The organism is Acinetobacter sp. 129952, from assembly GCF_056642055.1.
This window is the reverse complement of record NZ_JBWVSU010000003.1, coordinates 1-13,133: the sequence shown is the minus strand read 5'-3', so window position 1 is coordinate 13,133 and position 13,133 is coordinate 1. Positions and strand designations below refer to the sequence as shown.

The following is a 13,133-nucleotide window of genomic DNA, read 5'->3' as shown; positions in this document are numbered from 1 at the left end:
GCTTGATCAAAGTTTTTACTTTGGCTGGCTTAGGGCTTTTTTTATGCGTCAGTATTGGTCTGAATGTGATGCCGAGTTGATCTCAGGTCAAAGGATCCGCTTCAGAGCTTTTTAACAGACGGTAAATTTCATCTTTTAATTTCAGTTTTTTACGCTTGATCGCCTCAATATCATTGTTGATATGATTGACTGGATCAAGTTCAAGCTGGCTGATTTCTTTGTCCAGCTCATTATGTTCCTCGAATAACTTGGCAAAATAGGGATTTTCCTCGCGAAGTTGCACAATCAAGTCGCGGTATTCGGGAAACATGTATTTGATTTTCTTATTGCAATCTTTGGTTTTCATAGGGATTCTTATACTCTAATCATAAAATTAAATATAAATATGTTCTGATCTGCACTGAAAAATGCAGATCGACAGAACATGAAAAGGATTTACTTGAAGTGCAAATGTTTGACCTCGCGACGTAACTCCTGCACTTCATCAATGAGGTCCAGCATCATGGCAACGGCGCTAAATGAGGCATCAAAATCGCGTTGCAGGCGATAGGCGCGTTGTGCACGCGAGATATCTTCACCGAGGAAAGTGCTGGTCGGGGTTGTAGAACGATTTGGTAAAATTCCATGTTCAATTAACTGCATGACCCATTCCGGGCTTTGTCCACACGCTTCTGCAAAGTGGATCAAGTCAAATGAACGATCGTCTATAATTTCTGAGGGGGTATAACCTTGGGAAAAACTTTCTTGGTACTGAATCGTAGTCATGGGTCTACTCCTTAAACAGCCAAGTGTGCAAAATCCGGAGAAAGGGAAGGTGCTAAAATAGAACGCTTTCCAATCCTTGGACATGCAGACTCAGAGTGATGACTCAAATGATCATGAGTCAAGAGTCGGGATGCGCTGGTAGTTGATGAATCAGTCGGTCTGACTGGATCTTTATCAGCAGCATGCGAGGCAAAGAAGGTTAAAGCTGAAATGGTTTTTATAATTTTATGTGTTATCGACAAAGCGTATTCAATCACTTTCCTGTGTTGAATAGAGGGTGCCATATGAAGTCTGTAAAGCAGACCAAAGGGCAAAATTGAACGAGGCTGAAGATTGATCATCATAAATGGATAAAAAATAACCGTCTTCAATCCATTATTATGACTTTGCCTGCCCCAAAACAGTTTTTATTTGTACCTTATTGTTTCAAATCATGACAAAGAAAAAAGCCCCTGATACAGGGGCTTTGAAAATATTTCTGAAATTAATATTTTACCCAGGTTACACTGCGGCCAATTACCGATACCCCGACATAACCACGCAAGGTCAGACGTTTGCCATTGGCACTTAAGCGTGCTTTACCTTTGTAAACTTTGCCACTGATCGGATCAAGCACTTTGCCATCATGGTATTCCCGCGGCTTTTTCGGATCTGCCTTAAAATCCCAGATAAACGGCAGGCCTAGAAAAGGCTTGTTCTTGAGCTGACCTGGACATTTATGACAGATCCCCATTTTTTCTGCGCTAGGCAGGCTGCGTGTTTCGACAATCACCCCTTCATAACTGCCATCTGCTTTCTTGCGAATTTCCACATCCGCACGAGAATAACCAGACTGATCATCGATAGTTTTCCATTTACCCAATAACGGATCTTCATAGGCAAAGGCCAAACTAGAAACTGCGGCTAAACTCATCCCCATTACTAGAGTATTCAATAATTTTCTCATAACATACCTGTTAAATTGATGATGTATTCATTTTAGAATTATTGCTCTAATTTATTTTAAAAGCATAATTAAATCAAGACTATGAACTGTGCAGTCTTTCTCATAATTTTTTGAAAATGATGAATATTTAGGTTTTGTTAATGTGAATAATCTTATAATTTAACTGGAATTTTTGGATTGGATTTACAGGAGAGTTTGATTCAGGGGGTAGACAGGTTTTCTACTGTAGGAGAATACGCTCTGTTGAACTCAGTCCCATAGGTTTTAAAATATAAAAAAAAGCATTCCTAGGAATGCTTTTAAACTTAAGGATTCGAACTGCTTAGCTCAGGTGTTTACCAAATAGACCCAAGGCTTCTTCAGCGGTAAAAGTATATTGGCTATTACAGAACTGACAGTCCATTTCGATCGGATTCTGAAATTCCAGCGTTTCACGGATCGACTCTACGCCGATTTGCTGTAAAGCGACTGCACAACGCTCTTTAGAGCAGGTACAGCCAAACTTCAACACTTCCGTATCTGGCAGACGCACTTCTTCTTCGTTATATAAACGGTACAGAATATCAGTAGCTTGCAAACCGACTAACTCTTCAGTTTTCAGGGTCTCTGTGAGCATGGTCAGACGTGGCCATAGGTCTTCATCTACCCGGCGTTGTTCTTCTTCACTATTACGTGGCAACAACTGAATCAGTAAACCACCTGCACGCTGATGGTCACTTGCCAGTACAATACGCGTCGGAATCTGTGCAGAAAGGTCATAATATTGCATCAGACAGCCCGCCAGATTTTCTTTATCAAGGGGTACAATTCCCTGATAACGCTCACCAAATTCTGGTTCGATATTGATGAACAGCACCGGAGAGGTGAGTGATTTCAACACGGTACTGCTGTCTTCACCGACCAGAAAGTGCGGATCTTCTTCATAGTCAGCCAGAGCGCGAACTTCACCCAAATGGTTACATTCAGCCATAGCCCATTTAAATGTGCCTGATGCCTGAATTTGCAGGCTGATACGCCCTTTAATCTTCAATGTGCTGGCCAGCAGTGCAGTGGCACTGAGCATTTCACCTAGCAGAATTTTAACTGCAGGTGCATAGTCACGTTGCGCTAAAATGGTTTGTAAAGCTTCTTCAAGATGCACCACTTCACCACGAACAGGGCTATCTTCAATAAAAAAGCGTTGGCGTAAATCAGACATAAAATTCTCCATAACCCTGCTTTAATGGTGTCATTATTGTAAAACACAAGTTAGGACAGTTCATCTCTTAACGTATCAATTCCTGCGCCGTTTGTATCCTGTTGCTGCTGTTTAGCCTGTTTTTGCACTTTATGGCGTTGATCCTGGGTAAACAGATGCTCCAGTTCAGCCAAACTACTATGCTGATTTTCATAATTTGGATGTTCATCCGGATCCAGATGATATTGGCTGTTGAGCAGTTTCTCATCCTGTTCGCGGAAGTTTTGAATCTGTTGCTGGCTATTTTCGAGGTCAGGATTGAGCTGGTTTAGTAAGGCCTGACTGAGTTCCAAGGCGGAAAGATAAGTTTCACGCCAGATGTGTTTCACGCCCAAATCCTGTAATAAATGCACATGATGCCGGTCACGGGCACGTACCCATAAACTGATTTCAGGATAATTCAGCCGCAGATGCCGCACGATCAGCATCGAGTCTTCAATATCATCAATGGCGACAATGACCTGTTGCGCCGTGGCAACCCCTGCCTGCATCAAGGCTGCCGGTTCTGTCGCATCTGCCTGATAGAAAGGGATGTCGTACTGCGCCAGAAGCTCAGTGGCTGGCACAGTGCTGTCCATGACACTAAAGGCGTGTTGCTGTTGCAGTAGAATGCGGGCGATGATTTGTCCGAAGCGACCAAAGCCAATCAGCAGGATTGGTGTATGGGCTTGAGGATTAATATCAGTTTCAAAAGTCGCTGCCAGATGATTGTGGCGATCCAGACGCGGTAAGATCTGACTGTGCAATAACCAATAAAATGCGGGGGTCAGCAGCAAGGAAAAACTCACCATCCACAGCAAGGGAGAGAGCAGATCAGCCGCAATAATCTGGTCGGAAACCGCAATCACCAGTGCCAGTAAGGCAAATTCGCCACCTTGTGCCAGACTGGCTGCTAACAAGGTGCTATTGCGCCAGCTATTTTGATGATAACGCGCCAATGCCAGGTTGATTGCAAACTTGCCCAAGATTAAAATGAGGGTGCCACCGAGAATCATCCAAGGGAAATTGAGCAGATCAGTTAAGTGCAGTGACATGCCCAGACTGATAAAGGCTAGGCCCATCAACAGACCCTGAAAAGGCCGAATCGCGCTTTCTACCGCAGGCCGGAAATCTGAATCTGCCAGTAAAATGCCGGCAAATAAGGCACCGAGAAATAGATTCAGGCCGAGGGTATTCATTAACACCAACAATGCCAAGGTCACCGCAATCGCTACAATCGCATGCAGTTCGTGACTGCCACTTTTAGCAATCCAGCGATACAACGGCTGCATCAAGTAACGATTACACAGGAACAGACCGCTTAACGTCGCGATGAGGGCAGCAAAGTAGGCCACGCCATGTTCGGTCGAGCGAATCCCGGCAAATAAGGGAATGGCTGCAATCACCAGAATGGCCAACAGAGCATGAATCAGCAGAATCGAATAGGCTTGCTGACCATAGCTGGTGGTGAACTGTTCCTGATGATTGAGATGTTGAATCACCAAAGTCAGGGCGGACAAACTGCCGGCGAGTCCAATTACAATGCTGGCGAGTAGGCTTTGCTGAAGGAAAACCCAGGCCATGAGCGTGAAAATCAGGGTGCTGATTAGTACCTGTAAAGCAGCCATCATCCACAGGGAGGGATTAATCTGCACAATGCGTTGTGGTCTGAGTTGCAGGCCGATCCAGAACATCAGTGCCATCAGGCTGACTTGCATGAAACTACTCATGACTTCGGGTGTCTGAATCAAGTGCAAAAGGCTTGGACTTAAGATGATCCCTGTTAACAGATAGCCCAGCACACTTGGCAATCTGAGCCTTTTACTCAGTGGCACTATCAACAGTGCAATGACCAGAACCAGTGTTATTTGTAACAGTATCGACATTTTCCTGCCCTAAATTTATTCTTGATCCAGACTTGCAGTTTCGTATTCCAGATCGATCCTCAGGCGCAATATCTTTTAGCTCAGTTCCTGAGGGTCGATGTCCAGCGTGAGCTTCATGCTAGAAGGTTTGTCATGCAGCATGTTTTGCCACCAGCTACGCACATAGTAATGCAAACGTGGACGATCCGCTGCCAATAGCACCATATGCGACTGATAGCGTCCGGCCTTACGTTCCATGGGTGCAGGAATCGGTCCCCAGATGTCCAGCGCCAGATCAGGATATTGCCTGAGTGCGGCCGCATGTTTCTGTAAGAATTCGGTATTTTGTGCCTGATCCTTGGATTCACAGCGAATCAGGATGGCATAACGGTAGGGCGGCATTCTGGCCATCTGCCGTTCTTTTAAGGTTTGCTGGGCAAATACGCGATAATTTTCATTGACCAGGGTATTCAGTAGGGCATGATCTGGTCTGAGCGTTTGCAGATAGACATCACCTTTGTGTTCACCACGTCCGGCACGGCCTGCCACCTGCACAATCAGTTGTGCAGTCCGTTCAGTAGCACGGAAATCCACACTGAGCAGACCGGAATCAATATCCAGAATGGCGACCAGCGTCACATAAGGAAAATGATGGCCTTTGGCCAACATCTGGGTGCCGAGCAGAATCGCCGGTTCGCTTTTCTGAATCTTGTCATAGATTTTCTGCCAGCTGCCGACCCGACTGGTGGAATCGCGGTCGACCCGAATCACCTCAAAATCCGGAAAGAGTTCATTCAGATGTTCTTCGACTTTGCCGGTGCCCATACCCAGTGTAACCAGTTCCTGATGCTGACATTGCGGGCAGTGTTCCGGCATGCGGTGAATAGTGCCGCAGTGATGGCAATGCAGATGCTGATAAGGCTGGCGGTGTACAGTGAAGTTGGCATCACAGTGCGGACATTGCGCCTGCCAGCCACAGCTGCCACAAAGCAGAACGGGAGCATAGCCACGGCGGTTTAAAAAAATCAGCACCTGTTCCTTTTTCTCCAGGCGCTTTTTGATGTCCTGAATCAATTGCAGGCTAATCCCATGCTGCTTCTGTGCGACTTTTAAATCCAGAATATGGATTTTGGGCATCAAGGCCGTGCCGGCACGCTGGTTCAGCTCTAGCGCCTGCATCTTGCCATGTTGCACCAGCGCATAACTGTCAATGCTTGGTGTGGCTGACCCTAAGATTACCGGACATTGCTGTAAATGGCCGCGGTACAGGGCGACATCTCGGGCATGATAGCGGAAGCCTTCCTGCTGTTTAAAGGACAAGTCATGTTCTTCATCCAGAATGATCAGGCCCAGATTCGGCATGGGAGTATAAATGGCGGAACGTGTACCGAGTACGATTGAGGCTTTGCCGGTTTCTGCCGATTGCCAGGCTTGTAGCCGTTTGGAATCATTCAGCCCGGAATGCAGCAACGCAATATGGCAATGAAAACGGGACTGAAAACGGCTGATGGTTTGCGGCGTCAGGCCGATTTCCGGCACCAGCACCAGCACCTGTTTGCCCTGTTTCAGTACCTGTTCCATGATCTGCAAATACACTTCAGTTTTACCGCTGCCGGTCAGACCATCCAGTAAAAAAGCTTGATATTGATTGCGATATTTTAATACCTGTTCGACTGCATGTTTTTGTTCAGGATTGGCGGTCAGCGGCATTTGTGCCAGCTGCATCGGCTGCGGATTGAAATCTTGTGGCTCCAGCACACAGGCGCAAATCTCTTTTTTCTCCAGCGCTTTTAAGGTCGCGGTTTCAATCCCGGCCATGTTCAGCACATTTTCAGTGGTCCCGACCGGATGCAGTTTTAAAATCCGGTAAGCTTCCTGCTGCTTGTCCGAACGGCGTACTTTGGCCTCGGCATCAGGGTCCAGTAATTTCCAGGTACGGGCCAGCAGGTTATAAGGCTTACCCTGACGCAACAGAGTCGGCAGGGCACTGTGGACGACTTCACCGATCGGAAACTGGTAATACTGCGCTGACCATGTCAACAAACTTAAAACTTTGGCATCTATAATGGCGCGTTCATCGAGCAGTTCGGTTACTGCCTTAAGCTTAAAGCGTGGGTCGAGAGGAGTGTCTGCAGGCAGTTTTTCGATAATCACCCCGACCAGATTCTGCCGACCAAACGATACCAGTACACGTGCGCCAATCTGCGCCTGTTCAAATTGTTCTGCACTCATTGTGTAATCAAAACAATCAAATACATGCACAGGTACAGCAACGCGTACGCGATAAAGTAGACTGGAATCGGTGTGAGAATTTTGCATATCTTGGGGTGGAGATCCTGAAGAAATTTCGTCGTGCTTAAAGTTCGATTATGTTAGAGTGAGCAGATAATTTATATCAAAGAATATGAATGATTTCGGTGGTCTGACGCAACAGCGTTAAGCAAAATTTTGGAAAATTAGAGCATTACAATGCCTGCATATCAGTTTATTGCGCTTGATGCTTCAGGAAAGCAGCAAAAAGGCGTGCTGGAGGGGGATTCTGCACGTCAGATCCGGCAACAATTACGGGATAAAGCACTTATTCCGGTCTCTGTTGATCCTGTCGAAAAAAAAGACCAGCAGCATCGTCGAAAATGGTTTGAAAAAAGCATCACCGCCTACGATCTGGCCCTCATGACCCGGCAGCTATCTGTGCTGGTCGCTGCCGCGATTCCGCTGGAAGAAGCCATCCGCGCCGTCGGCAAGCAAAGCGAAAAAGTGCATGTACAAAACCTGCTGATGTCGGTTCGCTCCAAGGTACTAGAAGGGCATAGTCTGGCGCAGGGTTTGCAGCAATCCGGACGTTTTCCTGAACTGTATATTGCTACGATTGCGGCCGGTGAGCGTTCCGGACATCTGGACCTGATTCTGGATCAGTTGGCTGACTATACCGAAAACCGGTTTGCCATGCAGAAAAAAATTCAGGGTGCAATGGTCTATCCGATTATCCTGATGCTGATGTCCTTTGCGATCGTGATGGGGCTGATGACCTATGTGGTGCCGGATATCGTCAAGACTTTTGATCAGAGTAAAGACGCCTTACCGTGGATTACCGTGGCCTTGATGAAAGCCAGTGATTTTATCCGCATTTCTTGGCCATTTTTATTGATTGGTGGTGCTTTGGGGATTTTCCTGTTGGTCCGGTTTTTAAGAACCACCGCCGGGCATTATGCCTTTGACCGTCTGACCTTAAAATTACCTTTATTCGGCAAATTGTCACGCGGGATTAATGCCGCACGTTTTGCCAGTACCTTATCCATTTTGACCCAGTCTGGCGTGCCGCTGGTCGATGCACTGCGCATTGGTGCTGCAGTCAGTAATAACTGGGTGATCCGGGATTCTGTCAATCTGGCGGCAGAAAAGGTGACAGAAGGTGGCAACCTGGCGACCCAACTGGAACGCAGTGGTTATTTCCCGCCGATGATGGTACAAATGATCAAAAGTGGTGAAGCGTCTGGTGAACTGGACCGCATGTTGGAACGTGCTTCACAGATGCAGGATCGCGAAGTGACCACCCTGATTTCAACTTTACTGGCCTTGCTGGAACCTTTAATGCTGGTATTGATGGCCAGTATTGTTTTGGTGATTGTGATTGCAGTGATGCTGCCAATTGTGAATATGAATAATATGATTTAAACAGAAGCCAGTTAGAATTTTGCTGTGATCAAGATTCAAGTGGAAATTCTGAATGATGCAAATAAATGAGAGAGATTGAATGAAAAGGAATCAATTAAATAAACAGACGGGCTTTACCTTAATCGAAGTCATGGTGGTGATTGTTATTCTCGGTGTGCTTGCTGCGCTGATTGTTCCGAATGTGATGGGACGCGGTGAAAAAGCCAAAGTAGATACCACCGTGATCAAGTTGCAGAGCATTGCAGGTTCACTGGATCAATACAAGCTGGACAATGGCAAGTATCCAAGTATGCAGGAAGGCGGTCTGGATGCACTGGTGAATCAGCCAGCGACTGCAAAAAACTGGGTGCCAGGCGGTTATGTCAAGGGCGGTTTTCCAAAAGACAGCTGGGATAATGAACTGCAATATGTGATTCCGGGCACCGATGGCCGCAGCTTCGATCTGTATTCATTTGGTGCAGATGGTCAATCGGGTGGTGAAGGAACAGATGCCGATATTTATTATCAGCCTTAATTGAGAATCATTATAAATTCTCGATAGATGACATATATCACTTCACTTAATAGGCTATTTCAATACGAAGTGAAGTGATAATAACTCTTAATTATTAAATATAATGTAAGTTAATGATATTTATAATAATGAAATAATAAAATTGATATGCGAGTTATAATAAGAATTATTCACATATTTATCTATTACAATTCTCGTAAAATATGAATAAACATACACTTTCTATTTATTTAAAAAAGCTCATAATGATCTGAATGGCACTTGACTCGCCAACGGAGAAGCACATGAAAGCATTTATCTTGGGAGATGAAATCAATCAATTTCATTGGTCGATGCTGAAATCTGTTCTTCTGGTTTTAAGCATGCTGCCGATCAGTCAGGGAATCGTCCATTTATGGCAGAGCACCGAAGGCAGCAGCCAGATTATGGTGGCCTTTTTTGCTATCAGCTTGATGAGCAGTTTATTGGCCCTATGTTTCTGGTCCGCATTAAACGCGAGTGTAGTTCGCATTCAAGCCGAACAAGGTTCAGTATTTGAGCAGACACTGGTTAAGCTCTATCGTCATGTGCCGATGCTGTCACTTGCCAGTATGTTGTGTTATCTGGCTTCACAGTTTTAAATTTGAATGTAATAAAAAGCCGAGGCATTGACCTCGGTTTTTTATTGTCTTGAGTGTTCTTCGCTTTCATAAAGGGAGCTTAGGAGGGATTGATAAGGTGCTATATTCAGGAATCCCCTAAATCCCTCTTTGTAAAAGAGGGACTTGAAGAAATTATCTTCTTGACTTAAAGCTGACATCCACTTTACGTGGACGGAAGCGCCATCCAATAAGCAAAAGCAGAACTGAGAAGATCATCACTGGCCAATCGCTGAGTTTCATATACAGCGTTTCACCCTGCATGGCTGGAAGTTCACCACGTAATACCGCTTCCTGATCCACTGGGGCTTTTTTCACAATGTGGCCATTGTGGTCAATAAAGGCGGTCACACCGGTATTGGTGGCGCGGATAAACCAGCGGCCATTTTCTTTAGCACGCATTTGCACCATTTGCAGATGCTGTAAGGGTCCTGCCGTACCCGTAAACCAAGCATCATTAGACACGGTCACCAGAAAATCACTTTGGCTGGCATTGCGACGGGTCAAATTCGGGTAGGCCACTTCATAGCAAATTGCAGAACCCAATGGATGATTTTTCACATTCAATGGTTTTTGATGATCTGCGCCCCGGGTAAAACCACTCATGGAAGGATCATTTTGCAGACCTGGCAAGACCCAGCTCAGCCAGCCTGATAAGGGGATATATTCACCAAAGGGAACCAGTCGTTGCTTCTTGTATAGGCCATCGGATTCATCGCCACTGGCCATAATACTATTGTAATATTTTGGATAGCCCGCAGTCTGCGATTCGGCTAAATCCCAATATGGAATGCCGGTCACCCATGCAGTGCCTGATTTTTCAGCTTGTACTTTCATGGCCTCCAGAAAGGCTTCAATATCAGTCTGGAACATGGGAATCGAAGATTCCGGCCAGACGATCAGATCACGGCCCCATTCGGTTTTACTCAAATTGGCATAAATCAATAAGGTCTTTACCTGATATTCAGTCAGCCATTTCAAGTCTTGCGGAATATTGCCCTGAATCAGGGAAACCGTTAAAGGCTTTTGATTTTTTTGCTCAACAAACGTCAGCTGTGCTGCGCCCCATGCACCAAGTAACAAGATGGCGGAAGGAATGGCCCAGAACAGGCGTCTATTCAGGATCTCAACCAGCGCACAGGCCAGAATGATCACCACGAAAGATACCCCAAACACCCCGAATAATGGCGCATAAGCATCTAGGTGGCGTTCGGTAAAGGCATAACCAGCAAACAGCCATGGGAATCCGGTAAAGACCCAGGTCTTGGACCATTCAAACAGCACCCAGAGCGGGGCAAAGGTTAAAGGTGTTTCCGGGAAAAAGCAGCGATAGACAAACGTTTGAACGGCACTAAACAGACCCATCACTAGCGCCATAATCAGGATCATCACGACGCTGAGAAATGCACTGGTATCGCCATAGACATGAATTGAGGTATACAGCCAGAATGCGCCGACAAACCACAAGCCAATCCCATAAGCCCAGCCAATGCCAAAGGCCTGTTTTGCGCTACGTCCGCGCAGGCAAGCATAGAGCAGTGCTGGAGACAGAATCGCCAGCCACCAGTAATGATAAGGGGCTAGTGCCAAACTAAAGATAGCACCTGCAAATAAGGCAATTAAAACAGGATAGATTAGCGGCAAAGGTTTTTGCTGTTGAGACGAACTCAACAGCTTATCGAAATATGCTCTCATTGGCGCACGGCTCGAATTAGATGAATAGAGCGTGAATCCGCCTCAAGAATGGTAAATTGCCAGTTTTCCAGTTCAATGGTTTGACCTTCAAGGTCACTCACCAGACCAATTTCCTGTAATAACAAGCCGCCCATGGTTTCCACTTCATCATCAGGGAAAGTCGCATCCAGCATATTATTGAAATACTCAATCGGAGTCAGGGCTTGGACTACCCAGGTATTGGCGGTAGTCGGGTCGTTATCCGGAACAATGTAGTATGCTTCTTCGTCAGCATTGTCATGTTCATCTTCAATTTCACCGACAATTTCTTCCAGAATATCTTCCAGTGTCACCAGACCCGAAGTCGTACCGTATTCATCAATCACCACCGCAATATGCGTCTGGGTATTCTTTAACATGCGCAGCACCTGATCGGAGCGGGCACTTTCCGGAACAAACAAAGGTTGACGCATGAGCGCGCGAATATCGACCTTGGCCGTTGGTTCAGTCAGAAAAGGCAATAAATCCTTGGCCAATAGAATGCCGACTACATTATCGGTCTGATCGGATGAAAATACCGGAAAACGTGAATGCGCAGACTCGACCAGTACATGCAGGATATCCAGCAGCTGGTCATCTTCCTGCAAGCTGATCATGGACGTGCGAGGCGTCATGACTTCACGAATTTTGGTTGCCGGGAGGTCAAGAACGCCCTCAAGCATGGCAACAGTATCGGGTTCTAAAAATCGACGTGAATCTTGTACTAATTTTAGCAGTTCGTCGCGAGTTTCGGGTGCAGTTCCCAGCCATTTGCGTAAGCCGCGCATACCCCACGACGGGCCTGATTCCTCGTGCATGATTTTTCCTGAAGACTCTTAATATCTAAAAAAACGTGGTTTTATCATACCGCAGAAAATACGCTTGTCTATTGTAAATATGATGCACAGTCTTGATCGCGTGAGTCAGCGCTGATTTTAAAACTGGCCACGTATGCAAAGCAGCAATGTAATCGCAGCTTTATGCTAAAATATGACGGTCTTTCCATCCTGAGTCTATCGATGTCCCCAACTGAAATTATTCCAAGTCTGCAATTGAATACCCGAGGTTTGCGTTGTCCTGAGCCGGTAATGATGTTGCATCAGGCGATCCGTAAATCCAAGGCAGGTGATGTAGTTGAGGTGTTTGCCACGGATAATTCAACGTCGTGGGATATTCCAAAATTCTGTATGCATTTGGGGCATGAGTTGCTCTTGCAGGAAGAACGTCTGGATGAAAATGGCAATAAAGAATTTCATTATTTAGTGAAGAAAGGTGGCTAAAAATACCAAGGACTGATGAGCTCAAACATTTGTCTTATTTAGAAAATAAAATTTCAAAAATCTGCTTAATTAAATAGATGAATGGACAGGAACTGAAATTATTAATATTTATCCATAAATAAACCCACTTAAAAGCGGGTTTATTTTTTATCTGATGATTACCTTACATATTCGGGTAATTTGGACCACCACCACCTTCCGGTGTTACCCATGTGATGTTCTGGGACGGATCCTTGATGTCACAGGTCTTGCAGTGCACACAGTTGGCTGCATTGATCTGGAAGCGTTTTGAACCGTCATTATTTTCCATAATCTCATAGACCCCCGCCGGGCAGTAACGCTGTGCAGGCTCATCCCATGTCGGCAGGTTGACTTCCACCGGAATTGAAGCATCGGTGAGTTTCAAATGGGCTGGCTGGTTCTCTTCATGCACGGTATTCGATACAAACACTGAAGACAGACGGTCAAAGGTTAGCTTGCCATCCGGTTTTGGATAGTTTGGTTTGAAGCTTTCAGCTGCC

General features: G+C 45.7%; 13 protein-coding genes. 4 read left to right on the top strand and 9 right to left on the bottom strand.

Translation table 11 applies throughout. The annotated features are described in order from the left end of the window. Positions 1-82: 82 nt before the first annotated feature. The 6 genes from AC1IR0_RS04405 to AC1IR0_RS04380 form a co-directional block, all read right to left on the bottom strand. Positions 83-346 (bottom strand): HP1242/YdcH family protein, encoded by a 264-nt coding sequence (locus AC1IR0_RS04405; RefSeq protein ID WP_004729352.1) that lies wholly within the window; start codon positions 344-346, stop codon positions 83-85. A gap of 89 nt (positions 347-435) precedes the next feature. Next, on the bottom strand, positions 436-765 hold the full coding sequence (locus AC1IR0_RS04400) for a chaperone modulator CbpM (RefSeq protein WP_004647342.1): 330 nt from the start codon (positions 763-765) through the stop codon (positions 436-438). Positions 766-1,249: 484 nt separating this feature from the next. After that, positions 1,250-1,711, bottom strand: a complete 462-nt coding sequence (locus tag AC1IR0_RS04395; RefSeq protein ID WP_409651679.1) for a DUF2147 domain-containing protein — start codon at positions 1,709-1,711, stop codon at positions 1,250-1,252. A 322-nt stretch (positions 1,712-2,033) separates the two neighbouring features. Further along, a complete protein-coding gene (gene hslO, locus AC1IR0_RS04390) occupies positions 2,034-2,909 on the bottom strand; it encodes an Hsp33 family molecular chaperone HslO (RefSeq protein WP_004647344.1) in 876 nt (291 codons plus the stop codon). A gap of 50 nt (positions 2,910-2,959) precedes the next feature. Further along, the gene (locus tag AC1IR0_RS04385; protein ID WP_409651683.1) at positions 2,960-4,813 is read right to left on the bottom strand and encodes a cation:proton antiporter domain-containing protein; all 1,854 of its coding nucleotides are present in this window, start codon (positions 4,811-4,813) and stop codon (positions 2,960-2,962) included. Between the two features lie 75 nt (positions 4,814-4,888). Beyond that, entirely contained in the window at positions 4,889-7,111 is a 2,223-nt protein-coding gene (locus AC1IR0_RS04380; protein WP_479741203.1) for a primosomal protein N', read from the bottom strand. A 150-nt stretch (positions 7,112-7,261) separates the two neighbouring features. Between AC1IR0_RS04380 and gspF the strand changes: the two genes are divergently transcribed. The 3 genes from gspF to AC1IR0_RS04365 all read left to right on the top strand — a co-directional run bounded on the left by gspF (position 7,262) and on the right by AC1IR0_RS04365 (position 9,601). Beyond that, positions 7,262-8,467: a type II secretion system inner membrane protein GspF gene (gspF, locus tag AC1IR0_RS04375; protein WP_409651689.1), complete on the top strand. Its 1,206-nt coding sequence runs from the start codon at positions 7,262-7,264 to the stop codon at positions 8,465-8,467. A 79-nt stretch (positions 8,468-8,546) separates the two neighbouring features. After that, entirely contained in the window at positions 8,547-8,981 is a 435-nt protein-coding gene (gene gspG, locus AC1IR0_RS04370) for a type II secretion system major pseudopilin GspG (RefSeq protein ID WP_004278567.1), read from the top strand. A 284-nt stretch (positions 8,982-9,265) separates the two neighbouring features. After that, positions 9,266-9,601, top strand: a complete 336-nt coding sequence (locus AC1IR0_RS04365; RefSeq protein WP_213686489.1) for a hypothetical protein — start codon at positions 9,266-9,268, stop codon at positions 9,599-9,601. Between the two features lie 153 nt (positions 9,602-9,754). On the opposite strand, the gene lnt is transcribed toward AC1IR0_RS04365, so the two are convergent. Next, positions 9,755-11,314 (bottom strand): apolipoprotein N-acyltransferase, encoded by a 1,560-nt coding sequence (gene lnt, locus AC1IR0_RS04360; RefSeq protein WP_409651694.1) that lies wholly within the window; start codon positions 11,312-11,314, stop codon positions 9,755-9,757. Further along, complete coding sequence (locus AC1IR0_RS04355) at positions 11,311-12,150, bottom strand: HlyC/CorC family transporter (protein WP_004278564.1); 840 nt, start codon at positions 12,148-12,150, stop codon at positions 11,311-11,313. The genes lnt and AC1IR0_RS04355 overlap by 4 nt, the downstream gene beginning before the upstream one ends. A gap of 201 nt (positions 12,151-12,351) precedes the next feature. On the opposite strand from AC1IR0_RS04355, the gene tusA reads away from it, so the two are divergent. Then, positions 12,352-12,612 (top strand): sulfurtransferase TusA, encoded by a 261-nt coding sequence (gene tusA / locus AC1IR0_RS04350; RefSeq protein WP_004729361.1) that lies wholly within the window; start codon positions 12,352-12,354, stop codon positions 12,610-12,612. Positions 12,613-12,775: 163 nt separating this feature from the next. On the opposite strand, the gene AC1IR0_RS04345 is transcribed toward tusA, so the two are convergent. After that, the coding region (locus AC1IR0_RS04345; protein WP_479741202.1) for a 4Fe-4S dicluster domain-containing protein at positions 12,776-13,133 on the bottom strand (358 nt) is incomplete at its 5' end.